Origin of the sequence: Magnetovibrio blakemorei, from assembly GCF_001746755.1 — a bacterium.
GTDB lineage: Bacteria > Pseudomonadota > Alphaproteobacteria > Rhodospirillales > Magnetovibrionaceae > Magnetovibrio > Magnetovibrio blakemorei.
In genome coordinates this window covers 37,637-64,407 of sequence record NZ_MCGG01000002.1, presented here as the reverse complement: position 1 = coordinate 64,407, position 26,771 = coordinate 37,637, and the positions used below count along the sequence as shown (strand labels likewise).

26 protein-coding genes are annotated in these 26,771 nt (G+C 56.2%); 13 read left to right on the top strand and 13 right to left on the bottom strand.

All coding sequences use genetic code 11. From position 1 onward, the window contains the following. Nucleotides 1–9: 9 nt before the first annotated feature. The 3 genes from BEN30_RS00385 to BEN30_RS00375 form a co-directional block, all read right to left on the bottom strand. Nucleotides 10–1,026 carry an endonuclease/exonuclease/phosphatase family protein gene (locus BEN30_RS00385; RefSeq protein WP_069956357.1) on the bottom strand — a complete coding sequence of 339 codons (1,017 nt, stop codon included), beginning with the start codon at nucleotides 1,024–1,026 and terminating at the stop codon, nucleotides 10–12. Between the two features lie 20 nt (nucleotides 1,027–1,046). Further along, complete coding sequence (locus BEN30_RS00380; protein ID WP_069956356.1) at nucleotides 1,047–3,803, bottom strand: PAS domain S-box protein; 2,757 nt, start codon at nucleotides 3,801–3,803, stop codon at nucleotides 1,047–1,049. Between the two features lie 151 nt (nucleotides 3,804–3,954). Further along, on the bottom strand, nucleotides 3,955–4,578 hold the full coding sequence (locus tag BEN30_RS00375; protein WP_069956355.1) for a TlpA disulfide reductase family protein: 624 nt from the start codon (nucleotides 4,576–4,578) through the stop codon (nucleotides 3,955–3,957). 16 nt (nucleotides 4,579–4,594) lie between these two features. Between BEN30_RS00375 and argH the strand changes: the two genes are divergently transcribed. From argH to lysA, 3 genes are read left to right on the top strand one after another with little or no spacing between them, the layout of a single operon-like run. Next, complete coding sequence (gene argH, locus BEN30_RS00370; protein ID WP_069956354.1) at nucleotides 4,595–6,016, top strand: argininosuccinate lyase; 1,422 nt, start codon at nucleotides 4,595–4,597, stop codon at nucleotides 6,014–6,016. 8 nt (nucleotides 6,017–6,024) lie between these two features. Next, a complete protein-coding gene (gene lptM / locus BEN30_RS18910; protein WP_245648947.1) occupies nucleotides 6,025–6,141 on the top strand; it encodes an LPS translocon maturation chaperone LptM in 117 nt (38 codons plus the stop codon). Between the two features lie 9 nt (nucleotides 6,142–6,150). Continuing rightward, nucleotides 6,151–7,422: a diaminopimelate decarboxylase gene (gene lysA, locus BEN30_RS00365; RefSeq protein WP_069956353.1), complete on the top strand. Its 1,272-nt coding sequence runs from the start codon at nucleotides 6,151–6,153 to the stop codon at nucleotides 7,420–7,422. Between the two features lie 27 nt (nucleotides 7,423–7,449). Here lysA and BEN30_RS00360 read toward each other — a convergent pair whose 3' ends face one another. Both BEN30_RS00360 and BEN30_RS00355 read right to left on the bottom strand, forming a co-directional pair. Then, nucleotides 7,450–8,235 carry a DUF3426 domain-containing protein gene (locus BEN30_RS00360; protein ID WP_069956352.1) on the bottom strand — a complete coding sequence of 262 codons (786 nt, stop codon included), beginning with the start codon at nucleotides 8,233–8,235 and terminating at the stop codon, nucleotides 7,450–7,452. 49 nt (nucleotides 8,236–8,284) lie between these two features. Then, nucleotides 8,285–9,385: a DUF3426 domain-containing protein gene (locus tag BEN30_RS00355; protein ID WP_084004857.1), complete on the bottom strand. Its 1,101-nt coding sequence runs from the start codon at nucleotides 9,383–9,385 to the stop codon at nucleotides 8,285–8,287. Between the two features lie 226 nt (nucleotides 9,386–9,611). Here BEN30_RS00355 and ftsE point away from each other — a divergent pair, with 226 nt between their 5' ends. The 7 genes from ftsE to BEN30_RS00320 all read left to right on the top strand — a co-directional run bounded on the left by ftsE (nucleotide 9,612) and on the right by BEN30_RS00320 (nucleotide 16,875). Then, a complete protein-coding gene (gene ftsE, locus BEN30_RS00350; protein ID WP_245648945.1) occupies nucleotides 9,612–10,388 on the top strand; it encodes a cell division ATP-binding protein FtsE in 777 nt (258 codons plus the stop codon). Further along, on the top strand, nucleotides 10,385–11,272 hold the full coding sequence (locus BEN30_RS00345) for a cell division protein FtsX (protein WP_069956350.1): 888 nt from the start codon (nucleotides 10,385–10,387) through the stop codon (nucleotides 11,270–11,272). The genes ftsE and BEN30_RS00345 overlap by 4 nt, the downstream gene beginning before the upstream one ends. Beyond that, nucleotides 11,272–11,889 (top strand): YdcF family protein, encoded by a 618-nt coding sequence (locus tag BEN30_RS00340; RefSeq protein ID WP_069956349.1) that lies wholly within the window; start codon nucleotides 11,272–11,274, stop codon nucleotides 11,887–11,889. The genes BEN30_RS00345 and BEN30_RS00340 overlap by 1 nt, the downstream gene beginning before the upstream one ends. A 23-nt stretch (nucleotides 11,890–11,912) precedes the next feature. Beyond that, nucleotides 11,913–12,701, top strand: coding sequence for a lysophospholipid acyltransferase family protein (locus BEN30_RS00335; protein ID WP_069956348.1), 789 nt, complete (start codon nucleotides 11,913–11,915; stop codon nucleotides 12,699–12,701). A 435-nt stretch (nucleotides 12,702–13,136) separates the two neighbouring features. Continuing rightward, on the top strand, nucleotides 13,137–15,545 hold the full coding sequence (locus BEN30_RS00330; protein ID WP_069956347.1) for an adenosylcobalamin-dependent ribonucleoside-diphosphate reductase: 2,409 nt from the start codon (nucleotides 13,137–13,139) through the stop codon (nucleotides 15,543–15,545). A gap of 215 nt (nucleotides 15,546–15,760) precedes the next feature. Continuing rightward, nucleotides 15,761–16,237, top strand: coding sequence for a hypothetical protein (locus BEN30_RS00325; protein WP_069956346.1), 477 nt, complete (start codon nucleotides 15,761–15,763; stop codon nucleotides 16,235–16,237). A 56-nt stretch (nucleotides 16,238–16,293) separates the two neighbouring features. After that, the gene (locus BEN30_RS00320; RefSeq protein WP_069956345.1) at nucleotides 16,294–16,875 is read left to right on the top strand and encodes a hypothetical protein; all 582 of its coding nucleotides are present in this window, start codon (nucleotides 16,294–16,296) and stop codon (nucleotides 16,873–16,875) included. 154 nt (nucleotides 16,876–17,029) lie between these two features. Here BEN30_RS00320 and BEN30_RS00315 read toward each other — a convergent pair whose 3' ends face one another. Next, entirely contained in the window at nucleotides 17,030–17,608 is a 579-nt protein-coding gene (locus BEN30_RS00315; RefSeq protein WP_069956344.1) for a gamma-glutamylcyclotransferase, read from the bottom strand. A gap of 173 nt (nucleotides 17,609–17,781) precedes the next feature. Here BEN30_RS00315 and BEN30_RS00310 point away from each other — a divergent pair, with 173 nt between their 5' ends. Further along, nucleotides 17,782–18,930, top strand: coding sequence for a DUF2125 domain-containing protein (locus BEN30_RS00310; RefSeq protein WP_069956343.1), 1,149 nt, complete (start codon nucleotides 17,782–17,784; stop codon nucleotides 18,928–18,930). Here BEN30_RS00310 and BEN30_RS00305 read toward each other — a convergent pair. The 3 genes from BEN30_RS00305 to BEN30_RS00295 are packed head-to-tail and all read right to left on the bottom strand — an operon-like array spanning nucleotide 18,927 to nucleotide 21,792. Then, a complete protein-coding gene (locus BEN30_RS00305; RefSeq protein ID WP_069956342.1) occupies nucleotides 18,927–19,844 on the bottom strand; it encodes a prephenate/arogenate dehydrogenase family protein in 918 nt (305 codons plus the stop codon). The two genes, BEN30_RS00310 and BEN30_RS00305, sit on opposite strands and share 4 nt — an antisense overlap. Next, complete coding sequence (gene hisC, locus BEN30_RS00300) at nucleotides 19,841–20,935, bottom strand: histidinol-phosphate transaminase (RefSeq protein WP_069956341.1); 1,095 nt, start codon at nucleotides 20,933–20,935, stop codon at nucleotides 19,841–19,843. Before hisC ends, BEN30_RS00305 begins: the two co-directional genes overlap by 4 nt. Further along, complete coding sequence (locus BEN30_RS00295) at nucleotides 20,932–21,792, bottom strand: chorismate mutase (RefSeq protein ID WP_069956340.1); 861 nt, start codon at nucleotides 21,790–21,792, stop codon at nucleotides 20,932–20,934. The genes hisC and BEN30_RS00295 overlap by 4 nt, the downstream gene beginning before the upstream one ends. Nucleotides 21,793–21,932: 140 nt before the next feature. On the opposite strand from BEN30_RS00295, the gene metX reads away from it, so the two are divergent. Together metX and metW are read left to right on the top strand one after the other, a co-directional pair. Beyond that, nucleotides 21,933–23,129 (top strand): homoserine O-acetyltransferase MetX, encoded by a 1,197-nt coding sequence (metX, locus tag BEN30_RS00290; protein ID WP_084004856.1) that lies wholly within the window; start codon nucleotides 21,933–21,935, stop codon nucleotides 23,127–23,129. Continuing rightward, nucleotides 23,126–23,761: a methionine biosynthesis protein MetW gene (metW, locus tag BEN30_RS00285; protein WP_245648944.1), complete on the top strand. Its 636-nt coding sequence runs from the start codon at nucleotides 23,126–23,128 to the stop codon at nucleotides 23,759–23,761. Before metX ends, metW begins: the two co-directional genes overlap by 4 nt. Nucleotides 23,762–23,881: 120 nt before the next feature. Here the strand turns inward: metW and BEN30_RS00280 are convergent, their stop codons facing one another. The 4 genes from BEN30_RS00280 to BEN30_RS00265 all read right to left on the bottom strand — a co-directional run bounded on the left by BEN30_RS00280 (nucleotide 23,882) and on the right by BEN30_RS00265 (nucleotide 26,764). Further along, nucleotides 23,882–24,640, bottom strand: a complete 759-nt coding sequence (locus BEN30_RS00280) for a metal ABC transporter solute-binding protein, Zn/Mn family (protein WP_084004855.1) — start codon at nucleotides 24,638–24,640, stop codon at nucleotides 23,882–23,884. Nucleotides 24,641–24,745: 105 nt separating this feature from the next. Further along, nucleotides 24,746–25,156 carry a DUF2946 domain-containing protein gene (locus BEN30_RS00275; RefSeq protein ID WP_139134775.1) on the bottom strand — a complete coding sequence of 137 codons (411 nt, stop codon included), beginning with the start codon at nucleotides 25,154–25,156 and terminating at the stop codon, nucleotides 24,746–24,748. 215 nt (nucleotides 25,157–25,371) lie between these two features. Continuing rightward, nucleotides 25,372–25,869, bottom strand: coding sequence for a CBS domain-containing protein (locus BEN30_RS00270; protein WP_170826912.1), 498 nt, complete (start codon nucleotides 25,867–25,869; stop codon nucleotides 25,372–25,374). Nucleotides 25,870–26,023: 154 nt separating this feature from the next. Next, a complete protein-coding gene (locus BEN30_RS00265) occupies nucleotides 26,024–26,764 on the bottom strand; it encodes a class I SAM-dependent methyltransferase (RefSeq protein WP_245648943.1) in 741 nt (246 codons plus the stop codon). Nucleotides 26,765–26,771 lie beyond the last annotated feature (7 nt).

Genomic DNA, 26,771 nt, shown 5'->3' with positions numbered 1-26,771 from the left:
CTTGATGGGTTAGCGAGGTCTGAGCAGTTCAGCCACCACGGGTGCGTGATACGATTCCGGCGCGCCCGAAATGGCGGCAGGGCTTGAGACTTCGTCGTGAAGGGCCTCGTTGTGACACTCGACATGTCCCAGCCAACCCAACAGTTGGGTGGACAGTAAAATGTGATCCACCATATGCGGTTCCCCCCGGTGAATCACCGAGAAGCGTTGACTGAGCGGCAATCCGCGTTCCGCTGCGATCAGCATGCGCGGTGCCAGCCGACCGTCACCGGTATCGTCTTCATCACCTTTGATGATGCGCACCGGGGCTTGGCTGTCATCGCTGTTGAAGTCCCCCACCACCGCCACCAGGGCGTCAAAGTCCATATCGAACAAGCGATCAAGGAAGGTGCGCACTTCCAAGGCTTGACCGGCCGCTTTGATGGTGGCGAGAAAATAGCCTTCGGCCCATCCGGACATGGTTTTCCAGCTGTATTGGTCGCGCTTTTGTCCGGCCACAAAGGCTGCGCGGGGCGCGCGCAAATGCACGTTCACCACCACCAACTTGTGGCCACCACCTAAATCCAAATCGACATATAAAAACGGGCGGTCCCATTCAATGGGCATGGGGGCCTCTTGGGCGGGATCGGAGGTGGTGCAACGAAACAGCGGTGGGTCGACCAGATGGTTCCACACTTCATCCGCGCTTAAGATGGGGAACTTAGACAAGGTCACCAAATTGTGGCGGTCGCGCACGCCCCGTCCCGAAGGACTTTGGGTAACGGCGCGGTGATAGTGTTCGTAGGGGGTGCCGGACAGGACGGCGTCCAGTGCGTGCAGGGCGCGTACCGAACCATCTTCGTTCAGCTGTCCGTTGACCTCTTGCAAGCACAGCACGTCGGCGCGCAGTCTGACCAGTTGTGGGCGCAGGGCATGGATGCGCTCAATCAACGAAACGCGGGCGCGTGGGGGTTCGTCCAAACTTTCCATATTGAACGTGGCGATGCGGATGGGCGCTTTCAGAACGTCGGGCTCATGCGGGCTCATGCGCGGACCTTTTTGCCAATCTAGGTGAGCAGCCGCGCTCGGGGGAAAATCACCGAAACTGTGGTGCCTTTATCACACTCGGACTTAATCTCTAGTTTGCAATCATGCAACTCGACAAAGCTTTTGGTCAGCGGCAGACCCAAGCCTGTACCTTCAAACTTGCGGTTCATTTTACTGTCCACTTGACCAAATGGGGTCAACGCCGTGGCGATGTCGCTTTGACTCATCCCGATGCCGGTATCGGTAATGGCGATCACCAATTCGCCGGATGGCTTCAGACGTGCCTCAATGACGATTTTACCCTTTTCAGGGGTGAACTTAACGGAATTGGACAAAATGTTCAGCAGCACTTGTTTGATGCGTTGGCCGTCAACCAACAAATCAGGAAGATTTGGAGCGATTTTCGTTTTTATGCCTAAGTTGGCTTCGTTGGCACGATCACGGATCAGGCGTATCGAGGCTTCGATCAAGTCCGTGATGGAAATGCGCTCCGGGTACAATTCCATCCGTCCCGCTTCGATTCTGGAGACATCCAAGATGTCGTTGATCACCGCCAGCAAATGCGCGCCGGAATCGCGAATATTTTCAATGTATTCATGGTAACGCGGCGCAACAGTACCGAATAACCCCGACAGCATGACGTCAGAAAAGCCGATGATGGCATTTAAGGGGGTGCGCAGTTCGTGGGACATGTTGGCGAGAAATTCTGTTTTGACCCGGCTGGCAATTTCCGCGCGTTCCTTGGCATCGATCAATTGGTTTTGGAATTCAATGCGTTGGGTGATGTCGCCCACAGATCCTGCCATGCGATAGACCCAGCCGGCTTTGTCGCGCAACGCCATGCCGGAAATGCGGATCCATTTGAAGCTGCCGTCTTTGTGCATCAAGCGGCATTCTTTAAAAAAGGTCGGCGTTTCGCCTTTCAAGTGACGAATAAGGTTATATTGATAATCGCCGCGATCGTCGGCGTGGATCATGCGCACCCACGAGATGGCCTTGATCTGATGGTTTTTGTATCCGGTCAAATCGCGAATTTTGGCGGAGATGTAAAGTTGGTCGGAATGCAGGTTCCAGTCAAAAATGCCTTCCCCGGCACCGCTGATGGCCAGCTCGAATCGTTCTTTGGTTTCGTGTAGGGCCAGGGCGGCCTTTTTGCGTTCGGTGATGTCGCGCACCACTCCGATGAACAAAGATTTGCCGCTGCGCTTGAGCACACTCACCGCAAGATCGAGTGGGAATGTACTGCCGTTTTTGCGTCGACCAACAACTTCTCGACCCTGGCCAATGATAGAGGGTGTGCCGCTTTGGCTATAGCGCCGAAGGTATTCATCGTGGTGAACGGCAAAGGATTCCGGCATAAGCATTTTGATGTTTTTATCGATCACTTCACGTCGATTATAACCGAAAATTTTCTGGGCGGCGGGGTTGAAGGACTGAATAATCCCTTTTTCGTCAATGGTGATGATGCCGTCAATCACCGCTTCCATAACGCCCTGAAGTTGATTGTCGTGATTGATCAAGGCTTCGGCGGCGCGTTTGCGCTCAGACGTATCGCGGGCCACCAACATGATGGTTTTCAGGCCGCGCTCAGAAAACGGCAGCACCGACAGTTCTGCATCAATGGCGACGCCATCGCACCGGATGAGGCGGATCGGCATCCACTTTTCATCAAACAGTTGCTCAACCTCGTCGCGCAGCACTTCGCGGAAATCGGGGTGAACGTAGGTGTTGAAGCTTCTGCCGATGAACGATGACGGTTCGTCCGCGTGGAGCATTTCGGCCCCAGCCGAATTCATCAATGTGATGATGCCATCCGTCACCACACAGGTCAGATCGGGCGCCATCTCCACCAGCTTGCGGTAGCGGGTTTCGGAATCCATCAAAGTGGCTTCCATCTCTTTGATGTGGGTGATGTCCGTATGCAGGCTTAACACCTGGCCTTCGCGGGTGCGCTGCTCGTGGATGCGCCACCACCTTCCGCCGCGGAAAATTTCTTGATGTGAGGGCTGGGGATTCAGTCGTTCGGCTATTTTTTCTTCAACCCATTGCGAGGTGCGGCCCTGGGCTTCTTTGATGTTTAAGCGCCCTGCGGCCTCAGTCAAAATGTCTTTCAACGTTGCACCGGGGATGATGACGTCATCCAAAGCGGGGTACAGATTGGCATAGCCAACACTGGCCGCCATCAACTGGCCTTCTTGGTCGTAGATCACAAACGCTTCATTGGTGCCGTTAACGTTGGCCGCATAAGCCAGGGCATCAGATCGACTGACTTCGGCAATGCCCGCCTGATGGGTGAAGGACCGTCTGGCGGAGTGATATTTTTGCTGGGATTCCAGTTGTGGCGTGATGTTATGCGCAGCCCCCCGGTACCCGCGAAACATGTTATTGGTACTGTAATAGGGAACCCCTGAAAGGGTAAAGTGCAAGACCTTGTTGTCGGCGGACAACAAAGAACAGGCCACATCGTGGAAGGGTTCTCTGTGATCTAAGGTGAACACCACGGGCCGATCAAGAGGGGCCGAGCTGTCCGTGGACAAAACCACCTGTTGAATGGTTTTGCCGATGAGCACCTCGGGAACCAATCCGGTCGTTTCAAAAAACCGGTCGGAAATGAACGTGATTTCGAGGATTTCATTGGTTTCCCAAATCCAGTCGCCCACGGTCGAAACGATATCGTGCAGGCGCTGTTCAGGACTGTCCGGACGCGGCGGCATTTTGATCCGTGCGGCGCGCTTGGTGTGATCCGCAGCGAAAATGGGCTCTTTGCTTCGCGTCATTACAGTCTCTGGGGGTCGTCGCAGTTTCAGTGGGCAGGCTTTATCAAACCAGCAGGTGCGTATCGTCCGCACGCAATTGACGTTGTATCAGGGTTTGCGCGCTCCAATCAACTGATCTGGGCAACAATACGCCTGAAATGGCCTCATTATGTCATTTGGGACCAAGAGATTGGGCCAAATAGTCAACTGTGTCCGGGGAATCCCATTCCAAAACCCCCAAAACACGTCCGCTGACGTGACCATCTGCTGAGATTAAAATCGTTGTCGGCAATCCTTCTACGCCCAATTTGCGCGACAGGTTGCCTTTTTCATCATAATAGACGGCCAGATTTTCAATTTTGTTGGCGGCAAAAAACGGCGGAACTTTTTTCAGTGCCTTGCGGTCTTCGGAAACGGCGATAACATCGACGCCTTTGTCCTTCAGTTTAGCCGCCAGGCGGTCCAATGCGGGCATTTCGCGCACGCACGGTGCACACCATGTGGCCCAGAAGTTCAAAACCGCGCCCCGACCTTTCAGCGTGGAAATGGTGATTTCCTCTTGGGTGATGTTGAAAAAGGGCGTATCAAGCGCCCCTTCGTTGGTGATGGCGGGGCGCAGTTTGTTGGCCAATTCCAGAGGAATTTTGATCGGAGCGGTCTCGGCGCTTGCAACGCGCCCGGATATCACCAAAATGGCGACTGTAGCCACCATCACGGTACGCCACAGCGTGCCCCAGTGGGGCCTTGTTCCGGCGAGGGAATTTTTGCTTTTTGACTGATGCGTTTTTCGGTCCATCTTAGGTCCTGATACAATGAGTAACGACACTTCAAACAACGACAATACCACAGGCACCACCAGCACCATTTGGGGCGGTCGCTTTGAGGCGGGGCCATCGGCCATCATGGAAGAAATAAACGCTTCCATCGGCTTTGACAAACGCCTGTACGCCCAAGACATTCGGGGCTCGCGCGCGCACGCCCAGATGCTGGTTGCTCAGGGCATCTTAACCCAAGCGGACGGTAAAGCCATCACCGAAGGTTTAGAGGCCGTCGAAGCGGAAATCGTTGCGGGTACGTTTCAGTTTTCGCGCGCCCTGGAAGACATTCACATGAACGTCGAAAGTCGGCTGCGCGAAAAAATCGGTGATGCGGCGGGCCGTTTGCACACGGCGCGCTCGCGCAATGACCAAGTGGCGACGGATTTAAAGCTGTGGGTGCGGGACGCTTTGGACGGTCTTGATAACGCCTTGAAGGACCTGCAAGGCGCGCTGATCGATCGCGCGGAAGAACACGCGGGCACCGTTATGCCCGGCTTTACCCATTTGCAAGCCGCCCAGCCGGTAACTTTGGGCCATCATCTACTGGCCTATGTGGAAATGCTGGGCCGGGATCGGTCCCGGGTGCGCGATTGTCGGGTGCGGATGAACGAATGCCCCTTGGGCGCGGCGGCGCTGGCGGGCACGTCGTTTCCCATTGATCGCAATGCCACGGCGAAAGCCTTGGGTTTTGAAGGGCCGACGCAGAACTCGCTCGATTCGGTCTCGGATCGCGATTTCGCTTTGGAATATTTGAGCGTGCTGTCGATTCTCAGCGTGCATCTGTCGCGCATGGCCGAAGAAATGGTCATTTGGGCATCGCAGCAATTTGGTTTCATTCGGGTGTCGGACGATTTTTCGTCGGGCAGCTCGATCATGCCGCAAAAGCGCAATCCCGATGCGTCTGAACTGGTGCGCGGCAAGGCCGGGCGGGTGTTCGGTGCGTTGATGGGCTTGTTGACGGTGATGAAGGGGCTACCGCTGACGTACGGTAAAGACATGCAAGAAGACAAAGAACCGGTGTTCGATGCTTCTGACACGGCAGAACTGTGCGTCACCGCCATGACCGGCATGTTTAAATCAGTTACCTTTAACGTCGAACGCATGAAGGCCGATGCGGGCAAAGGCTTCACCACGGCGACGGACTTGGCTGATTGGCTGGTGCGGGTGCTGGGTAAGCCGTTTCGCGATGCCCACCATGTCACCGGGGCGTTGGTGAAAATGGCCGAAGACAAAGGCCTTAACCTGGAAGATTTGGCGTTGGCGGATATGCAAAGCGTGGATGCGGGTTTGACGGACGAAATCTTTACGGTTTTGGGCGTCGACAATTCGGTGTCCAGTCGGACCTCTTTGGGCGGCACGGCACCCGCCAATGTGTTGGCGCAGGTTGCCCAAGCGCGTGAAAGGTTTTTGAAATGATGCGGTTTATGACCCTCTTGCTGGCCCTGGTGATGCTGGCCGGTGTGCTCACGGCCTGTGGACGCAAGGGCGATCCCGAAGAGCCGCCCGGAACAACCTATCCCCGTCAATATCCCAGCCAATAAGGCCCCAAGATGGATCATTTCACATATAAAAACGGGCGCATGTTTGCAGAAGACGTCGCCCTGGCGGACATTGCCAAACAGGTCGGCACGCCGTTTTATGTCTATTCCAGTGCCACTCTGACGCGTCATTACAAGGTCTTTGCCGATGCCTTGGCGGGGTTGGACGCGCTGGTGTGTTTCGCGGTTAAGGCCAATTCCAACCAAGCTGTTATCCGCACGCTCGCAAAATTGGGTGCGGGTGCGGATGTGGTGTCGGGCGGGGAATTGACCCGCGCCCTGCAAGCGGGTGTAAAACCCGGCAACATCGTCTTTTCCGGGGTCGGCAAATCGGACGGAGAAATCCGTATGGCTTTGCGGGCTGGCATCAAACAGATCAACGTGGAATCCGAGCCCGAGTTGGACCGCATCAGCACCATCGCGACCGAGATGGGCACCGTCGCCCCGGTGGCGTTGCGGGTGAACCCCGATGTGGACGCCCACACCCACGAAAAAATCAGCACCGGAAAGCTGGAGAACAAATTTGGCATTGAATGGACGCGGGTCCATGAAGTTTACACCAAAGCTGCCAAGCTGCCGGGGATTGAAGCGCGCGGCTTAGCCATGCACATCGGTTCGCAATTGCTCGATTTGCAGCCGTTTCGCGATGCCTATGTGCGGGCGGGTGATCTGGTCGCCATGCTGCGCGCCGATGGTCTCAGCGTTGAGGTCCTCGACATCGGTGGGGGGCTCGGCATTCCTTACGGCGAAACCGACGAAACCATCGCACCTAGTCCCGATCAATACGCCCAAGTGGTGCGCGATACCCTGAGCGGCCTGGACGTGGAGCTGGTGCTGGAACCGGGGCGCATGATCGTGGGCAACGCGGGCATTTTGGTCAGCCGCGTCGTCTACGTCAAAGAAGGCGCGACGCGCACGTTCTTGATCGTCGATGCGGGCATGAACGACCTGATCCGCCCCACCTTGTACGGGGCGTATCATGCCATCGTGCCGGAACGCGAACCGGTCAAAGGGGCAACCTTGATTGACGTCGATATTGTCGGCCCGATTTGCGAAACCGGCGACACCTTCGCCAAGGGTCGCCGCTTGCCCCATGTGAACGCGGGCGATTTGTTGGTCATGCGCACAGCGGGTGCCTACGGCGCGGTGCAGTCTTCAACCTACAACACCCGCGCGTTGGTGCCCGAAGTGATGGTCAACGACAGTCAATTCGCCATCGTCCGCGAACGCTTAGAAGTCGAAGACATCATCGCCTTGGATCGATTGCCCGATTGGTTGGAATGAGGGTAACCTGATCCACTGAGCGGTTTTTCAGCGGGTCGATTCTTTTGTTTCTGCCGCGTTGACGAAGCTCAGCTTCATGGAGCGTGCGGTGCCGGGCGGGTTTTTGAATTCGATCTTGAACGTCACCTTTTCGCCCGGATGCAACTGCTCTTTGGATAGCTTTTGGGTCAGTACGCGGATTTCTTGGCGCTCGGAATTGGTCAGCGCCGCCCTCAGCATCGGTACGGCAACGGGCTGATGAACTTCGTTGACGACGTCGCCTTCGATGACCAGATAATCATTGCCGTCTCGCACGGTGCGGCGGGTCTTGATGTTTCGATGGTTGAACCCCTCACCGGGGGGCGGTTCGAGGGCCAACAGCTTTTTCGTGAGTTCTTGCGTGGTTTTAAAGACACCGGCAACGGTGTTTCTGGCATCTTCGCCATCGACCTTGAACCAGAAAACGGCACCCGCGATCAGCACAAACAACACAAGCCCCAGGGCGCGAAACAGGCCATTGGGGATTTTGAACTGGTCGGGATGACGTATGACGGGGCGAATGTTGGCGCTGGGCAGCGGCGATGACGGCGTCCTTTGTCCTGGAGCCGCGCCGCTCTGAACGCTCGGATCACTCGGAACATCGTCGTAAAAATCATCGACCTGCATCAATGAAAATTTTGCAGGATCTGTTTCCTCGGATTCATCGAAGCGGGGATCAAAAAGGGGTTCAAGCCAGGGGTCTTCGCGGGCATCATCTAAATATGATGTTAGGGGATCTTGTCTGGGGGTATCCGTTCCGTACAGGGCGTCAAGATCCTGTTCGGTGACAACCATTTGAGGCTCGAGCTCAATGAATCGAGCCGTGGGGGCATTTTTAGGCGGCTTAGTGGCCACCACCGCCTTCGCCCGGCGTGGTTCCGGCGTCGCCTCCGTCGCCGCCTTCGCCCGCCATCGCTTTGGGGTCAACGAAGCCCAGCGCCATGGACCGTGCGGTGCCGGGCGGGTTTTCGAATTCAACCTTGAAATCGACGGTTTCGCCCGGTTCCAATTGTTCTTTGGACAGCTTTTGGGTCAGCACGCGGATTTCTTTGCCTTCGGTGTTGGTCAGCGCCACCTTAAGCTCGGGCAGATGGATGATGGCCTCGGTGGTGTTGGCGACCTTGCCCTCGACTATCAGGTAATCAATGGCGTTTTTGACGTCGCGCCGCGCTTTGACATCTTGATGGGCCAAGCCCTCACCCGGTTCAGGATGATAGAGACCCGCGGCTTCGTAGTAGCCCTTGAGGACCGGCATCGCTTGGATGAGAGAATCTTTGGCCACAAAAGCGGTCACGGCGGTGCCGATGAACAGGACGGCAAACACGATGGCGATGATCATGCCGACCGGAGCCTTTTTGTCGGGCGGCGGGTTTTTAAAGCGTGGCCGTCCGACGGGAATTTCGTCGTCGTCATGCGCCAGCGGCTGGGTTAAGCCTTCGGGAATCGGTTCGATATCGTCATCTTCGACTTCGATGGTTTCCGCTTCGTCATCATCGATGTTGCCGTCAATCATCGATTCGATGGACGGCGGTGCGGCGTCGTCGGAGCCAAACAGGTTGTCGAGCTCGTCTTGCGACAGCGGCTCACCTTCGGCTTGGGATGCGGGAACGTCTTCGGGTTCCGCAACGGGTTCCGGTTCGGGTTCTGGCTCAGGAATAGGTTCTGGTTCCGGAATCGGTTCCGGCTCAGGAATTGGGGGCGGTGGTGGCGGAGCCACTGGGGCCGGAGCTGGCGGCGGGGTCGGAGCGGGCGCTGGGGCCGAAACCACCGGCGCTGGGGCCGCTGCAGGGACGGTCACTTGCTGTTCGCGCACCTCGACAGAATGAATCACCGACTGCTGCCAGGTGTAGCCGCAGTTCGAACAACGCATCATAGACCCACTCGGCCGGATGGCCTCGGGTCGGACGTCGTAGTGTGTTTCACAATTTGGACAGGTGATAATCATCGCGACACAGTATGTGTTAACCTCTTGCCTTTATAGGTGTTTGTGAGATTCAACGCAAGCGAGGCTGTTCGTCTTATTGTAGACTTCTCAGACCCGCCCGTGTCATCGTAGAAACACCGACATTAAAATGCCCCAAAGTACCTGTAGGGGCAGCCCTTAAATAACTCTGCTATAAGCACTAGCATGGCTTAAGGTCAGGACCTAGAAAATTGAGGACATCGTCGCATTGGACATCGACCAAAACACCCCCATAGCCCGGTTTGAAAACGTTGGGTTACGTTATGGCCTTGGCCCGGAAGTGTTGCAGGACGTGACTTTCGAGTTAAAACCAGGCTCTTATCATTTTTTGGTGGGACCGTCCGGGGCTGGCAAATCTTCGCTTTTAAAATTGATGTATTTGGCCCATCGACCCTCGCGGGGCCTGGTTCATTTGTTCGGTCACGACATCGCCACCGCCGCGCGTGACGCCCTTCCGGCGTTGCGCCGTTCCATCGGGGTGGTGTTTCAGGAATACCGCCTGTTGGAGCATCTTTCGACCTTCGACAACGTTGCTTTGCCGCTCAGGGTGGCGGGGATTCGCGAATCGGACATCAAACGCCATGTGGAAGAATTGCTCGTCTGGGTTGGCCTCAAAGATCATATGAGCGCGCGTCCACCGACCCTTTCGGGCGGACAAAAGCAACGCGCCTCCATCGCGCGTGCGGTGATCGCCAGACCCAGCTTGTTGATGGCCGATGAACCCACCGGCAACGTCGACGACCGCATGGGCTATCGTTTGATGCATTTGTTTGAAGAGCTCAACAAATTGGGCACCACCATTGTCGTCGCCACCCACAATGAGGCCATGGTGCGCGAATTGGGCCACCCGGTGATGCGTTTGGGGGCGGGGACGTTGCATGTTTCGCCCGGAACCAAAACAGATAGCTTTGCGCGGACCTCACCCCAGGGGCTGGAACGGGGCTTGCCTCATCGCCTAACCCGTGGTCCGGGGGCATTTGAATGATGTTTTCTCGGCGCACCGACCTGCCCTTGGACAAAGATCCCCTCAGTCGCTTTTTGCCGTGGTTGATTGCATTCATGGTTTTTTTGGCGGCTCTGGCGCAAGCGGGACTGATTGGTTTGGACGTGCTGGCGCAACGCTGGGATACCGGTATGGCGTCAACCTTGACGGTGCAAATCCCCGCCGATCCCGATGCCAGCGATGCCGCCAATGCGCGGCGCTTGCAGACCACCTTGAATATGATTTCCGAAACCCCCGGCGTGATGCACGCCCGTGTGGTCAGCGAGGCCAAGGTTCTGCAACTGCTCAGTCCGTGGCTGGGGGTGGTTCAGGCCATTGATGTGCCGTTGCCGCGTCTCATCGACGTGGAAACGGACCCCGATATTGACCTCGACGCGCGGATTTTGCAGCAAAAGCTCGCCCGCACCATTGAAGGCGCACAAGTTGACGATCACGGCGTGTGGCTGGGGCGGCTGATTGAAATGGTGCGCACCCTTGAAGCCCTGGCGGCAGGCGTTTTAGGCTTGATTTTATTGGCGGCAATGAGCACGGTGATATTCACCACCCGCACGGGTCTCACCGTGCACGCCGAAGCGATCGAAGTTTTGCATCTGACCGGGGCGCAAGACAGCTACATCGCCAAGCAATTTGCCGGTCGTGCCTGGGCGATGGGTTTTAAGGGCGGTGTGATCGGACTGGTTCTGGCAGCACTGACATTGGCGTTGCTGGGGTATGTTGCGGGTCGTTTGCAGGCGGGTATGATACCTGATATGTCTCTGCCCCTTGTGGGCTGGGTGTCGTTGGCCATTTTGCCGTTGGCGGCGGGATTGGTTGCCGGGCTGACCGCGCGTCTGACTGTGATGCGCACGCTGAGAAGGATGATTTAATGAGCCGTCCACCGCATCGCCGTTCCACGGGACGCACCATCAGTCACTTAGGCGGGGCCTTGATTCTGCTTGCCGGTGTGTGGGGCTTTGGCCTGTTTCGTTACGCCGACATGATTCCGGTGGAAGTGTCAAACCCCGGTGTTCACACCGACGCCATCGTCGTTTTGACCGGCGGCAGCGGTCGCCTGGACGAAGGGCTGAAATTGCTTGAAGAAGGCTCGGCAGATCTGTTGTTTATTTCCGGCGTTTACCAAGGCGTCGATATGCGCAACTTGCTGGAAGCCTATCGGCGCAACCCTCAAGATTTAAATTGCTGTGTCAGCATCGGTCACGCCGAAGACACCATCGCCAATGCCACCGAAACCCGCGATTGGGTGCGTGAGCACGATGTTAAAAGCGTGCGCCTGGTGACGTCGGGCTATCATATGCCGCGTTCGGTGTTGGAGTTTTCCTACGCCTTGCCGGAGGTAACCCTCATTCAGCATCCGGTGTTCCCGGCCCATGTGAAGCAACAGAACTGGTGGGCTTGGCCCGGTACCACGGGCCTGATTGTGGGGGAATACAACAAATTTATGTTGGCCTGGGTGCGTCACAAGTTTATGGGTCTGACGAAATAAGTCTCTCTGCATAAAGGTGATGCATGATCGCTGTTCGATCCCTGCTTTTAAATTTTGTGTTTTTCGTGGGCGGTTTTTTCCTCGCTCTGCTCATTTTGCCGTGCTTGTTTTTGACCCGCCGCGCCATGCAGTGGGGCCTGACCCTGTGGGCCACCAGTGTGATGAAGGCGTTGCGCGTCGTCGCGGGGCTCAGCTGGGAAATACGCGGGCTGGAAAATATACCGGATCGTCCGTGCATTTTTGCTTGCAAGCATCAAAGTGCGTGGGAAACGGGGATCTTTTATCTGCTGGTGAACGACCCGGCCTACATCTTGAAAAAAGAATTGCTCTCGGTGCCGTTTTTTGGCTGGTATGTGGCCAAATCCGGGGCCATCGCCATTGACAGAAAGGCCGGCGCGTCGGCGTTGAAGCTGATGATCAAAGGTGCTCAAGAGCGTTTGGCGCGCGGTCAAAACGTCATTATTTTCCCCGAAGGCACGCGCTCGGCTCCCGGGAAATCGGGAACCTATCACCCCGGCATCGCGGCGCTCTATAAGGGCGTCGATGCGCCCATCGTGCCGGTGGCGTTGAATTCGGGACTGTTTTGGCAGCGGCGCAGTTTTCTCAAACGTCCGGGCTGCATCGTTCTTGAGTTTTTGCCGCCCATCGCCCCGGGTCAAGACCGCAAGGCCTTTATGAAGGCGTTGCAAGGCGCCATCGAGGACACTTCCAACCGCTTGGCGATTGAGGGTCGGGCCAAATACCCCCATGCCCTGGAGCAGGACGCGAACGAGGCGCAGGACGAAAAGCCTGACGTGACATCCGAAGTCTAACGTTACGCCTTAAAGTTCTGAGAAGGCCTTAAGTCTCCATAGCAAACCATTGAAAGCAAGACGATTCCCCATGTGGGTTTAGCCTGTGGATAAATGCGTGGATTTTTTTTGCGTGGGGCTTGGTGATGTTTTCCACAGGTGCCTCTGGATATGTGCATAAGACAATGCGTGCCTTTGGGCGCGGGCCTCAGTAGGATGCGCCCTCAAGGCGGATGGGGGTGGGCTTCAATTAAAAACATAACGTGAACATTTCTTGACCAAGAACCATCAAAGGCGTACACTCTGGGGTCTCAAGTCATATAAATAGACTACTTTTCAATGACTTATGGAAATTCATCTTTTCCGTTTTTGTTCTGGCGTTACCGCCTGAACGGCACCTGAAAGACGCAGGTGCGTTTCCGTCAAAATGCCCAGCAGGCAGGAGCAATTGAGACCATGGTGCCCATGACCCCCATTTCCCAACACATCTGGGACATGAAGTACCGTCTTAAAGGTGCTGACGGGCGGCCTGTGGACAAAAGCATTGAAGACACGTGGCGGCGGGTCGCTAAAGCCTTGTCTCAAGCGGAAAAAACCCCCGATGTGTGGGAGCAACGCTTCTTTGACATGATGGCGGCGTTTCAGTTTTTGCCGGCCGGGCGGATCATCGCCGGGGCCGGGGTGGACCGCAACGTCACGCTGTTCAATTGTTTCGTCATGGGCGACATCCCGGATTCCATGGGCGGCATTTTCGACAGCCTCAAAGAAGCGGCCTTGACCATGCAGCAAGGTGGCGGCATCGGGTACGATTTTTCAACCCTGCGCCCGCGTGGCGCGGTGGTAAAAAAGATCGGTGCGGACGCCTCCGGTCCATTGAGCTTTATGGACGTTTGGGACAGCATGTGCCGCACCATCATGAGCGCGGGTTCCCGGCGCGGCGCGATGATGGGCGTGCTCAGGTGCGACCATCCCGACATCGAAGCCTTCATCGAAGCCAAACAAGAGCCTGGGCGCTTGCGCATGTTCAACCTGTCGGTTTTGGTGACGGATGATTTTATGGCCGCCGTGAAGGCAAACGACAGCTGGGATTTAACGTTTGAGGGCGAGACCTATAAAACCCTGCCTGCGCGCGATTTGTGGGAAAAGGTCATGCGCGCGACCTATGCCTATGCAGAACCCGGCGTGATCTTTATCGATCGCATCAACCGTTTGAACAATTTGGCGTACTGCGAAACCATTCACGCCACCAACCCCTGTGGCGAACAGCCGCTGCCGCCGTACGGCGCGTGTTTGTTGGGTTCGGTCAATCTGGCGCGCTTGGTGAACGATCCGTTTAGCGACAGCGCCGACATCAACATTGAAGCGCTGAGCCGTCTGGTGGGCACCGCCGTGCGCTTGATGGACAATGTCATCGACGTGTCGCGGTTTCCCTTGGAAGCGCAGAAAAACGAAGCCCAGGCCAAACGGCGCATCGGTTTGGGCGTCACCGGGTTGGCCGATGCGTTGATCATGTGCGGGGCGCGCTATGGCTCCGCAACCGCCGTGCGCCTGACCGATGCGTGGATGAAGGCGATTGAACGCGCGGCGTATTTGGCCTCCGTCGAATTGGCCCAGGAAAAGGGTGCATTCCCCCTTTATGACGCGGAGCAATACTTAAAAGGCGAAACCATCCAGCGTTTGGACCAAGACGTGCAAGACGCCATTCGCGCCCATGGCATTCGCAATGCGCTCATCACGTCCATCGCGCCCACGGGCACCATTTCGCTGTTTGCCGATAACGTGTCGAGCGGTTTGGAACCGGTGTTCAGCTTCAAATACACCCGCCATGTGTTGCAGCCCGACGGCACCCGCAAGGAAGAAGAAGTCTCCGATTATGCGTACCGCTTGTTCCGTAAGCTGCGCGGCGACGGGGCCCCGCTGACCGACGCCTTTGTCGACGCCCAGCAACTATCGCCGCGCGATCACTTGGTCATGCAGGCGGCGGTCCAGGCACACATCGACAGTTCCATTTCCAAAACCATCAATTGCCCCGAAGACATCACCTTCGAAGCTTTCAAAGACATCTATATGGAAGCCTATGACTTAGGCCTGAAGGGCTGCACCACCTATCGTCCCAACGACGTAACGGGCGCCGTATTGGAAGTGAAACCCGGCAAAAAGGCCAAGGCCCAGCCCGAACAACAGGTGTTGCCGTTCGACAAGCCGGTCGCGGTCAAGCCCAAGCGCGGCGAAAATGCACCCGGTCCGGTGCACTATTTGACCCAGCCCTTGGAACGTCCCGGCGGGCTGCACGGCCACACCTACAAGCTCCACTGGCCGCAAAGCGAGCATGCGCTCTATGTCACGGTCAACGACATCGTGGACGACAGCGGTCGGGTGCGGCCGTTTGAAATTTTCATCAATTCCAAAGACGTCGAACACTTTGCCTGGACGGTGGGCCTGTGCCGGATGATTTCGGCGGTGTTCCGTCGTGGCGGCGATGTGTCGTTTGTGGTGGAAGAGCTGAAAAACGTGTTCGATCCGCGTGGCGGCAATTGGGTCGCGGGCAAATACGTGCCGTCGCTGCTGGCGGCGCTGGGCGAAGTGATCGAACGCCACATGATCGCCACCGGATTTCTCAAAGGCGGCGAACAGTACCATGAGCCAGAACCCCAAGCCCAAGTGGTGAATCTGACGCCTCAGGGGTTGGGAACGGGTGAGGCTGACGAAGCGCCAAAACGGGATTCTCAACACGACCATGGTCATGACCACAGCGCAAAACCCGATTCGCGCCTGCGTTTCTGCCCCAAATGCAACCAACCGGGCCTGATCAAACAAGAAGGCTGCGACACCTGCCTGGAATGCGGCTATTCGAAGTGCGGGTAAGTCGGCGTGCCTTTATGCATGCCTATCCGGTTAACACAGACACCCCCTAAATAGAGTGCACCTGACACGCCTTGCCGACCCCGTTAAATGGGCCATTTTTGACCTAGAGCAGACACAGGTGAGCTGGTTCTGTATAATGGCTATCTTCCAACTAGGCGGCGGCTGCGTCCCAAGGACCGCAGGTGAAGCCACTTCTCACCCGCAGGAGATTAAGGATGAAGGACAAGCTTTTTACCGGCCTGATCTTGTACGGCATCGCTTGGTTGGTGTTTGCTAATTTCAATATTGGTAATTTCAAGTTATTTGGCAGTGACACCATTGTTGCATATCAACTTATGCCCACCCTCGTACATAAAAAGAATTTCCCAAGCATGCTGACGGCGAGCCCCATTACGTATCGAATAAGTGATCAAATTGTGGTGGGGCAGATAGGGAACTTCGAGCCAACGAAATATACCAACTGCGCCGTTGTTGACGACGAGAATTGGACATGTACGTACGATGACAAAAGCGGCAAGTTTGGTTTCCGTGACGGTGACTACTACACGGAAGTTCTGAAAGGAACGAACATCTCCCATGACTGGCAAAGTGTGTCGCGCTTCGGCTATGTCTGGAACCTCGTTGAATGGAGCCTTGCTGATGATTCATGGCTTCAAAATGCGATAGTGCTGATTATTCCATTTTTCACTTAAACAACGTGTAGTTTTCATCGTTTTTGTATGATGAAGGCTCTGCTGGAGTGTTGGCCATGAAAACACCTGATGACCCCGCCGTGCCGCCAGTCGTGTCCTCAGTAGAAGGGCCGTTCTCATCCTTGGGGTGCATGAATAATGAATCGGATCCGGATGACGCTGAAAAGCAAAGCCGTGACCTAGCGGACGGCCTACAAACTTTCGAGGCTCTCCTAACAAAAGTTAATGAACATGCGGGTCGATACTTGGTCATAGTGAATGGGGGCGGCATCATGGTGTGCCTAGGGGTGGTGACTACCCTTGTTTCAAATGGAAAGCCGGTTATCCAAGTTTTGCCGGGCGCATTATTCTTTGTTATTGGTCTTGCTCTTTGTGGTAAGTGGCTTTTGAGCATGGGAATGCGGCTCAGTGACGAGGTGCAAAAATCCTTTGTTGATGTGGGGCATTTTTCACGTAACGAAATGACGTATTCGCACGTGGTGCTAGCGGCATTGCACCGAAGGAATGCGATCGGGAAAAACCCAGGTATCGCCTTTTTCCCCATGTCATTTATTTCCTTTATCAGTGGATCTATGGCCTTGCTCATCGGGCTTGCTTGGCAAGATTTGGCAGCCTTGATAATTTGTCTTTGGGATTGATTAGGCTCGTTCATTTAGTTCGCTTCTCGTCCCAATCAACGGAGGTTAGTTGGACTGCCCTCAAGTCAGCAAATGGCTAAAAGCAGCCAAAATACGGATGTGTCTGGCTAGCCTCTATGTCGTGGGTGTCTGTGTTAACCGAATAGGCGTGCTTTTATGCCGGGGCTTGTTCTTGCGCCACATGTGCGCGGGCCAGTTCCAACACTTTGACAAGCTGCCGGTCGGAAAATCCCAATTCTTGGATGTGCGCGAGGGTGTTGGCGAGATAATCTATGGCCCGGCCCTTGAGGCCGACCCCTTGGGCCACCAGCAGGGCTTGGTGTTCCAGGCTCATCTTGCCCGCGTATTGTTCGTGTTCGCGGCGCACCACGAAGGTGTAGGCTTGAACCCATCGGCCGTCGTTTAAAAGGGTGTCGAACAGGTGTGGGCAATAGACTCGAGTCACTTGTTCGCGTTCATCCAAATAGGCGATGGTCGCTTGCACGTTTTCCGGGGCGACGCGAAAGGTCAGCCCGCTGCAATACCCGCCTTTGTCCAGCCCCATCACCAATCCGGGGCGTTCGGGGGTGCCGCGATAAATGGTGGAAAGCACCGACAAGCTGCGCTGATAGCCGTCGATCCGTCCCGCCTGGACCTCCAGGAAGGGGAAGCCCGGGTTCCACATCAAAGAACCATAGGCAAAAACCCAAAACTCTTCGGGCAGAACAACGGGTAGGCAGGGCGTATCTTTCATGACAGGTATGCTATCGTTTCTTAGCGTCCCTCACAATAGGTCCAGACCCAAAAGTGTTCTCTCAATGGTTCGCTAACGATCTGTGCGCTATAGAGAGGGTATGAACGGCATATCGGAGTTCCCCTTTGGCTAGACGTCCCAACTCATATCGGCAGGCCTTTAATCACCCTGCCATGACCTATCAAAAACCCAAGGAACTGCAAAGGTTCCAGTTGGTGGTGGCGATACTGGCCAGCGCTGCGCTGGTGTTTGGCCTGTGGTCGTTCGCGTGGTACGCGATGACGTCTTGGGCTCAAAAGGAAGTGACCGACTGGGTTCACCTGCAAAGGAGCCTGGGTGCGGTTGTCGAATATGCGAGCATGGAAACCTCTGGCTTTCCCACAGGCATCAAGTTGACGTTCGCCGAGCCGCGTTATGAGGGTGCGGCTTTGGGGCGCATGATCAAGTGGAACAGCGATTTCATTGAGGTGTCGGCAAAACCTTGGACGCCGTGGCGGCTGCACGTGAACGCCCCGGGTCACCAGCAGTTGAACTTGGACAACGGTGCACAACAGCCTTTGCAGTTTGAGGGTCAGGCCAAATCCTTGGTGGTGGACGCGGTGCTGGGCGGCGTGTGGCCGGAAACTCTGGACCTGCGCCTTGAAGATTTGCAAATGAGCGGAACCGAGTCCATCGCCATCGCTCAAATGCGCGTTCGTTTCAGCCATTCGCCAACAACCCAAGCGGGCGGCACGGGAATAAGCCTGCGTGTGGAGGGCGATGACCTCAATTTTCCGGGGCTGTTACCGCGAACTTTGGGCGATCTTATCCACACCATCGATTTGGCCCTGCGGGTGACCGGCGCGGTGGTGCCACCGAGTGAGGCTGACAAAGCCAAATCAAGCCTGGTGACCTGGCGCGACAGCGGCGGCGCGATCGAGGTTGAGCACCTTAAGTTTCGCAGCGGTCCCTTAGGGATCGCCGCAGGCGGCACCGCTGCATTGGATCAAAACTTGCAGCCTGAAGGCGCTTTTACAGCCAAAATCGAAGGCTTTTTCCAGGTCATGGAAATCTTGCGGGCGCAGGGCATCATGCGCGAAGGCGATGCGGTGATGGCGACCATGGCGCTGTCGGCGTTGAGCAAACGGCCCAAGGATGGCGGCGCACCGTTTATGAACGTGTCGGTGACGGTGCAAGACAGCGAACTCAGTGTCGGGCCGCTCAAAATCATGAAGATGCCGCAGTTCGATTGGGGCCTGCCGACAACGGCGGAGGAAACCGACACGGTCCAAGAGCCCACCCCGACCCCGCGCGATTACAAAGACGTCAAACCTATATTTTAGGTGTCCTGACCGTCTGGCTTGATGTCGGGCACGTGTTGCTTGGCGTCGATGATGGAGCGGCGAATGGCCCGGGTGCGGGTGAAGACCTCTTCCAGGGCATCGCCGTCACCTTTGCGAATGGCACGCTGCATGGCGGTCAGGTCTTCGGTGAAGCGTCCCAAGATTTCCAGCACGGCGTCGCGGTTGTTCAAAAACACATCGCGCCACATCACCGGATCAGAGGCCGCAATGCGGGTGAAATCACGAAACCCGGATGCCGAAAACTTGATGACTTCCTTTTTGGTGTCGTCTTCCAACTGGTCGGCGGTGTCGACGATGGTATAGGCAATCAGATGCGGCAAATGCGAGGTGATGCCCAAAACCCGGTCATGGTGTTCGGGGGTCATAATCTCGACCTTGGCACCGCACGCTTTCCATAGAGCGGCGACTTTGTCTACCGCCTCTGTTTGGGTGTCCGGGCCGGGGGTGAGGATGCACCAGTGATCGGGGAATAAATCGGCATACCCGGCTTCGGGGCCGGAATGTTCGGTCCCGGCGATGGGGTGGCCCGGCACCAAGTGCACCCCTTGGGGCAGGTGGGGGGCGATGTCGCGCACGGCGGACGCTTTCACGGAACCGACATCGGACACGATGGCACCTGGCTTGAGGGCGTCGTGAATGGATTTCGCCACCGCTTCATAAGCCCCCATGGGGGTGCAGATGATGACCAAGTCTGCGTCTTTGACGGCGCTGGCAGCGTCCAGGTCGTAACTGTCGCCGAGATCCAGTTTTTCGGCCGTGGCCAGGGTTTCGGCGCGGCGCGTGGAAATGGCGATGTGTCCGGCCAGTCCGTGCAGTTTGAGCGCACGGGCCAAGCTCGACCCGATCAGGCCGATGCCGATCAAGGCCACACGGTTAAACAGGGGGGCGTTCATTGAGATGCTCCCATAAAAGCGCGCATAGTGGCCAAGAAGGCCTCCATTTCGTCTGCCGTGCCCATGGAAATGCGCAGGCAGTCGGGCAAGCCGTAACTGGCCACCCGGCGCACAATGATGCCGCGTTCGCGCAAAAACGCATCGGCGCGTTCGGCGGTGCTGACTTCACCAAAACGCGCCAAAACAAAATTGCCGACGCTGGCCGTGGTTTCGATGCCGAGATCGTGCAAGGCGGCTTCGGTCTTGGCGATCCAGCTTAAATTGTGCTCAAAGCATTTTTGTTGAAACGCCACGTCTTGCATGGATGCGATGCCCGCCGCTTGGCCCATGACCGAAACGTTAAACGGTTCGCGAACGCGGTTGAGCACGTCGGCAATTTCGCTGGGGAAGTAGCCCCAACCGACCCGCAAACCGCCCAAGGCGAACAGTTTGGAAAAGGTCCGCGTCATCACCGTGTTTTGTCCCGCGTCTACCAATTCCGTGCCCGGCGTATAGTCGTTGCGACCGACAAATTCGGCGTAGGCCGCGTCGATCACCAGCAACACATCATCGGGCAGTCCGGCGCGCAATGCGGTGAGTTCCGCATGGCTCAGATAAGTGCCGGTCGGATTGTTGGGGTTGGCGATGAAGACGATGCGGGTTTTGTCCGTCACCGCGTCCAACAGCGCGTCCACATCGGTTCTCAAGTTCGTTTCCGGGGCCTTGACGGGGGTCGCCCCGGCGGCCTTGGCGGCGATGGGGTAAATCAAAAAGCCGTGTTCGGTGTACAGCACTTCGTCGCCCGGTCCGGCGTAGCTGTAGGTGAGCAGGCTCAACAGTTGATCCGATCCAGCCCCGCAGACGATCCGCTCTACATCCAAACCGAACCGCTTGGCGATGGCTTCGCGCAACGCCAAGGCCCCGCCGTCGGGATAGCGGTGCGCGGATGAGGCAGCGGTTTTCATCGCCTCGATGGCCAAGGGCGAGGGGCCAAACGGTCCTTCGTTGGAGGCCAATTTGATGATCCGGTCAACCCCGGCAATTTTTGAATCGCCGCCGACGTAGGGGCTGATGTCCAAAATACCCGGACGGGGGATGATTTGGGGGCTCATTGCGCCAACTCGTCTGCACTTATGGGGGTGGCGTAGCCGCCAATGTTGACGATGTATTCGACGGTTCCGGTGAAGGCGTCTTTCATGGCCTCTATGCGGGCGTCATCGGAGCTTAAAAAATCGTCAACTTCAATCAGGATTTGCCACATCTGTGGACGGTTTTCATCGTGACTGACCGTTGAAAACACCAGGCTGAGGCCCACTTGCTCCAAAACTTTGTTGAGCTGATTGGTGCCGAATTGTTCCGCGCTCTCAATCACCAGGTAGGTATGGTCGCGTCCGGTGGCTTCTTGGGGCACGGGCGACACAACGATGGCTTCTTGGTCCTGGCTGCGTGCATTGCCGCCGCCGACGAACGGCAGACGCGCGATCACGCGGGGCACATCGACGCCTTCAAACGCCAAACGTCGCCACCAGGGATCGTCTTCGGTGCGCGCCGGAATGGGCAAAATGCCCACGGTGACTTCTTGTTTTTGCACCGCTTCAATGATGCGCCGGGTTGATGGAAACGGCGTCATGGGGGTATAGCTGCCAAAATGATCGCGGGCCAAATCCCAAAAACCGTGGTCGTCTTCGGCCATAAACACGCCTGCGGAAAACGGGCCTTCCAGGCGCAAGGTGGCGACGATCAATTCGCGCCAGATGCGAAAAAGTTCGGCCTTGGGGAACTTGCCGTCGTGCTGGGCGAACAAACGGTAGATGATTTCCGCTTCGCGGGCGGGGCGAATTTTGACCCGCTCGTTCTTTTTGTACAGGCGAACTTCCTCAACGATTTTGGTGCGCTGCTTGAGCAAATCGTGGAGTTGGTCGTCAATCGCGTCAATCTCGCGCCGCAGTTCTGTTAAATCACGCGCCATGAAGGTGCCCCAAATTGCAATGAATCTTAAGCCGGGAAATTAAAGACAAATGGCGCGGAAATCAAAGAAAACATTGACACTTTAAAGGCGCAACCATAGCAATGGGGGCTGACGACAGCCGATAAGGATCATCTGTGCAGATGAGCGCCCACGAAGCCAATGCCTCCGGAGCCGAAAAAGCCTATGCGAACGGCCCTTGGACCTTGCCCGGACACCGCGTGTGTTTGGCCAAGGAAACGCCATTGCGTCTGGACAGCGGCGTCAAACTGCACGATGTGCACATCGCGTACGACACGTGGGGCACGCTCAATGCGGATAAATCCAACGCCATATTGGTGTGTCATGCGCTGACGGGCGATCATTACGTCGTCGATCCGCACCCCATAACCGGCAAACCGGGGTGGTGGAGCAATGTGGTCGGGCCGGGTCGGGTAATCGACACGGACCGCTATTTTGTCATTTGCTCCAACATCTTGGGCGGCTGCATGGGAACCACCGGGCCGCAAGACATCAATCCCGACACGCAAAAGCCTTGGGGGCTGGAGTTTCCGGTCATCACCATTGGCGACATGGTGCGCGCGCAGAAACTGTTGATCGAACATTTGGGCATTGAAACCTTGTTTGCGGTCGCGGGCGGGTCCATGGGCGGCATGCAGGTTTTGGAATGGGCCTATCAGTTTCCCGAAAGCGTGTTTGCGGCGATTCCCATCGCCACGGCGGCGCGTCATTCGGCGCAAAATATTGCGTTTAACGAAGTCGGCCGCCAAGCCATCATGTCCGATCCGGACTGGTGCGAGGGCGATTATCACAGCCAGGACAAGCACCCCCATCGGGGCTTGGCGGTGGCGCGCATGGCCGCGCACATCACTTATTTGTCGGAAACCGCACTGACCCGAAAATTTGGCCGCAGTCTGCAAGACAGAGATGCCGTTACCTATGGTTTTGATGCCGATTTTCAGGTGGAAAGCTATCTGCGCCACCAAGGCAGCACCTTCGTCGATCGATTTGATGCCAACTCGTATCTCTACATCACCCGCGCCATGGATTATTTCGACTTAGGCCAGCACCATGACGGTCAGTTGGCGCGCGCCTTCAAAGACACGCCGGTGCGTTTTTTGGTCATGTCGTTTACCTCGGATTGGCTGTATCCCACCCGCGAAAACCGTGAAATCGTGCATGCGCTCAACGCGGGTGCGGCCAACGTCAGCTTTGTGGAAATCGAATCGGACAAAGGCCACGACGCGTTTTTGTTGGACGAACCGGAATTTCACAAGGTCTTCGAAGGCTTCTTGGAAGGGTGTGCCGAACACCGGGGTTTGCAAAGGAAGCCGACATGATGATGGCGGCAGATGGGGGCGCGAACCCTAAATCCATTCGGATCGATCTGCAATTGATCGCCGACATGATCGAACCCGGCACCCGCGTGTTGGACGCGGGCTGCGGCAACGGCATGTTGTTGGATTATCTGTGGCGGGAAAAGCAAGTGGACGCGCGGGGCATTGAAATCAGCACCCAAGGGGTGCAGGCGTGCGTGTCGGCGGGCCTGTCGGTCGTGCAAGGCAACGTCGAAACGGATCTCAAAGATTATCCCGACGACGCCTTTGATTACGTCATCCTCAGCCAAACATTGCAAGCTATGCATGAGCCCCGCGAAGTTTTGGCGCAAATGATGCGCATCGGCAAACGGGCCATCGTGTCATTGCCGAACTTCGCTTATTGGCGGCTGCGTCTGTACATCATGTTCAAGGGCCGCATGCCGGTCAGCGATAAGCTGCCCTATGAATGGTACAACACCCCCAACATTCATTTTTGCACCATCAGCGACTTTGTCGCCCTGGCCCAAGAGATGAACCTGAGCATCGAAAAAAGCCTGTTTTTGGACGAAGAAGGCACGTCTAAAACCATCGGCAAATCCATCCTCGCCGCCAACTGGCTGGGCGAACAGGCGGTGTTTTTGCTGCGCAAATAGTGCCCGGCGGTCTGCGCGAGACTGCATTGCGGGGGGCGCGGAGATGCGCAACGGGCCCGCGTGAAGGCTTATGCTTCCACACGGACCATACGTTGCCTTTATCTATATTTGGGCCTTTGTCTATATTTGGCAGGCTTTCAGGTCGGATAAAATGGCATCCATCATTTTGAAATAGTCTTTTGCCCCCGGGGTGCCGTCAAAGCCCTCTATCTTTTGCGCCGCGTCCGGACAGGTTGGGGTAGCGAGGTTAAAGCGCCAGGCGAGATATAGCACGTCGGATTCAGGCACATTCAACGGAACACCGTGAGGCGTGCCCAGAACGTGACGGAACTGATGTTCCATGTCCGTCAGACGCTTTTTCAATGCAATTTCATTATCAAGAATCAGTTCCACATGATCGGGGTAAACACGGGTCAGGTTGGGCGCAATGCGGCTCACAGCCACTTTTGCCAAACGCGGGTCGAGCCAGAACCGCATGTCCTGAACACCATTGGAGCGGGATGGGTGTTGGGCATCCGGTGCACCAAGCAGGGGCAGGGATGAGGAAAGGGTGAGGCCCTTTAGGGTCGTTGCGGGATCAATGGAAAACAAGCCCGCCAGGGGTTTTTCGTATGTGGGACCAACCCAGACAACCATCTTTGCGGCGTGAATTTTCGACAATGCAGTGGGCATGGGGACCGTTTCTTGGTTATGCGATGGGTCTGTAAACAACAGGGCGGGCTGGTCGACCCCGGCCAGGAGATAGCTTACCAAAGAGTGAAGTGGTGGTACGCTGACGACAACGCGATCAGATGCGCGGGCCTCTGATAAAGATAAAAACAGGCTTAAGATCGCGCCCAAAAAGGGCAGTATTCGTGTTCTCAACAGTCGAGTGGTCATGTCAATCCTCTCTCAGCAGTCACAGAGATACAGACGCCACATAGACGTGGCGAAGCTCTGTGTGCTGGGTATCAAGTTAAAATGTTTGAGATTGGGGAGAGAGGATTAAGCCGGCGGCCCACGCGTCGGGTCACCATCCGTCAAATGCGCCGGAGGAACAAAACGCTGTGATGTCGGGACCGGGAAATGTGTGTTGGCTTTGACACCAAATGCCAAGAGCTGTTCGCTCGGCAAAGCCAAGGCGCTCAGCGCATGAAGCTGGCAAAACGGGCAATCGGTCGAAACGGGAACTTCTGGATCGTCTTCATCCCCGAACTGGAGATAGACAATCCCATTCGCCGTACAAATCGCATTGAATTGCTTCAGGCCAGCGTCAAGGTTGGCTGCGTTTGCTCCAGACAGCAGTAAGGGGGCGATAATCTGAAGCACCATCGCCCATAATGCGATATTTCCACTCCATTTTCGCCAACCCAGACCCTGACGTGTATGGCGATTTATGCCAGAACGCGACGTCAATCAAAGTCTCCCACATAGACCCGACAGGCAATCGCCTCGGGCGACTGCAGTCTTTTTATGGTGGGGATCATAGCGCTAAATCCAGCGACGACAAGCCCATAAAAAGCATATGGGTATTAAAGGCGTTGCCACAAAACCTTGGTCAGAAATTGATTGAGAACAGAATGTTTCGAGGGCCTTTTTGGACTCTCTGCGGATCTTTAAAAATGGCTTGTCTATGGACGCAAAGACATGAGACGCACGCAATCGCGCATAACATTGACCTCGAGCTCGCTCTCATCGAGTTGATTTCTCAGGATGTCGCCCTTGCTGATGATCCCCACGATTTTGCCGTCTGTGGCCACCAGGAGGTGTCGGGCATGGTTGAGAACCATGATCTGCGTGATCTGTTTCAGGGTGTCTTCCGGAGCGCAGTAGAAAACGGATTGGCTCATGAACTGCTCAATCGACATGTCTAAAGCATCCGGACCGTGCGCCGCGATGGCGTGCATGATATCCCGCTCGGTGATCAATCCTGTGATCGAACCTTCCGTCTCACTCACCGGCAGGGCGCTGATCTTGTGGTATTTGAGACGTCTCACAGCTTCGCCGACTGTGGCGTCCGGTTTGATGGTGAACAGGCCGCCCTTTTTTCTGAGCACTTCCGAGACATGCATCGTGTAAACTCCTGTATTTGAAAAAAGTCCGGTTGAAACAATAATACCGAAATCCACAAGTGTTAACAAGGTCCTGGCGAAGTCATTTGACCAAATCACGTTAAAGATTAACCAAAGGTTGCCTTGGCTAAAGGCCTGCCTCATCAATGGCATGAGTATAGACTGCTTTCATCCCGAAAGAGCCTGGAAAAAAGACATGGTGTGCTTTAACTTAATCGCTTTTTCGATGTGCCCGATTGGTGCCTTTGCCGGGTGGGGCGAAGGCGAAGGCGCGTCGGGTGGCGCGTTTTTCGGTGAGTTGGCCCGCATAGATTTCCTTGCCCGCTTCGACCATCACCACGCCGCCAAACGCCGGAAACAGGCGGCGACCGATTTGTTCCCACGCAGGCGCGGCGCTGAGCATCAGACGCGCGCGCGACGGCGGTACGTAGAGTCCCACCTGGGATTGAATCGGCGTAAACATGTTGTCGCGAAGCAGCCGAGAAAGCTGGGTCGGTGAATAGGGCTGACCGTGGGCGAAGGGGCTAAGCTCCAAGCGCGCCCAAAGGCCGCGGCGATTGGGCGCAACGATGATCACCCGTCCGCTGTCGGACAACACCCGCCACACTTCGCGTAACATCGAGCGTAACCGCTCAGATGATTCCACCGCATGGATCAGCAAAATCCGGTCCATGGACAAATCGGCGAACGGCAATTCCCGTTCATTGACCAGGGCCGTGAGCCCCGGTTCTCCCGGTGGCCAATGCAAAACCCCTTGGCGGGCCGGCATGGCTGCCAGGGTGCGGCTGGCTTCGGGGCGAAACAGGCCTAAGTACGGCGTGGTGTAGCCGATGCCCAACATATTCATCCCCGTTACATCGGGCCACATTTGACGCAGATTTTGACGTACGACGCGCTGCGCCACCCGCCCGGTGGGGGTGGCGTAAAATTCTCTGAGATCAACGGCGTCCATCCACATG

Coding starts and splice junctions, on each gene's coding strand:
- BEN30_RS00335 (WP_069956348.1), top strand. CDS start 11,913: ATGATCGCTGTTCGATCCCTGCTTTTAAATTTTGTGTTTTTCGTGGGC.
- BEN30_RS00305 (WP_069956342.1), bottom strand. CDS start 19,844: ATGAACGCCCCCCTGTTTAACCGTGTGGCCTTGATCGGCATCGGCCTG.
- BEN30_RS00320 (WP_069956345.1), top strand. CDS start 16,294: ATGAAAACACCTGATGACCCCGCCGTGCCGCCAGTCGTGTCCTCAGTA.
- BEN30_RS00265 (WP_245648943.1), bottom strand. CDS start 26,764: ATGGACGCCGTTGATCTCAGAGAATTTTACGCCACCCCCACCGGGCGG.
- BEN30_RS00310 (WP_069956343.1), top strand. CDS start 17,782: ATGACCTATCAAAAACCCAAGGAACTGCAAAGGTTCCAGTTGGTGGTG.
- BEN30_RS00325 (WP_069956346.1), top strand. CDS start 15,761: ATGAAGGACAAGCTTTTTACCGGCCTGATCTTGTACGGCATCGCTTGG.
- argH (WP_069956354.1), top strand. CDS start 4,595: ATGAGTAACGACACTTCAAACAACGACAATACCACAGGCACCACCAGC.
- BEN30_RS00315 (WP_069956344.1), bottom strand. CDS start 17,608: ATGAAAGATACGCCCTGCCTACCCGTTGTTCTGCCCGAAGAGTTTTGG.
- BEN30_RS00360 (WP_069956352.1), bottom strand. CDS start 8,235: ATGGTTGTCACCGAACAGGATCTTGACGCCCTGTACGGAACGGATACC.
- BEN30_RS00330 (WP_069956347.1), top strand. CDS start 13,137: ATGGTGCCCATGACCCCCATTTCCCAACACATCTGGGACATGAAGTAC.
- BEN30_RS00280 (WP_084004855.1), bottom strand. CDS start 24,640: ATGACCACTCGACTGTTGAGAACACGAATACTGCCCTTTTTGGGCGCG.
- BEN30_RS00345 (WP_069956350.1), top strand. CDS start 10,385: ATGATGTTTTCTCGGCGCACCGACCTGCCCTTGGACAAAGATCCCCTC.
- BEN30_RS00355 (WP_084004857.1), bottom strand. CDS start 9,385: ATGATTATCACCTGTCCAAATTGTGAAACACACTACGACGTCCGACCC.
- BEN30_RS00340 (WP_069956349.1), top strand. CDS start 11,272: ATGAGCCGTCCACCGCATCGCCGTTCCACGGGACGCACCATCAGTCAC.
- metW (WP_245648944.1), top strand. CDS start 23,126: ATGATGATGGCGGCAGATGGGGGCGCGAACCCTAAATCCATTCGGATC.
- hisC (WP_069956341.1), bottom strand. CDS start 20,935: ATGAGCCCCCAAATCATCCCCCGTCCGGGTATTTTGGACATCAGCCCC.
- BEN30_RS00385 (WP_069956357.1), bottom strand. CDS start 1,026: ATGAGCCCGCATGAGCCCGACGTTCTGAAAGCGCCCATCCGCATCGCC.
- BEN30_RS00295 (WP_069956340.1), bottom strand. CDS start 21,792: ATGGCGCGTGATTTAACAGAACTGCGGCGCGAGATTGACGCGATTGAC.
- BEN30_RS00380 (WP_069956356.1), bottom strand. CDS start 3,803: ATGACGCGAAGCAAAGAGCCCATTTTCGCTGCGGATCACACCAAGCGC.
- lysA (WP_069956353.1), top strand. CDS start 6,151: ATGGATCATTTCACATATAAAAACGGGCGCATGTTTGCAGAAGACGTC.
- lptM (WP_245648947.1), top strand. CDS start 6,025: ATGACCCTCTTGCTGGCCCTGGTGATGCTGGCCGGTGTGCTCACGGCC.
- BEN30_RS00375 (WP_069956355.1), bottom strand. CDS start 4,578: ATGGACCGAAAAACGCATCAGTCAAAAAGCAAAAATTCCCTCGCCGGA.
- metX (WP_084004856.1), top strand. CDS start 21,933: ATGAGCGCCCACGAAGCCAATGCCTCCGGAGCCGAAAAAGCCTATGCG.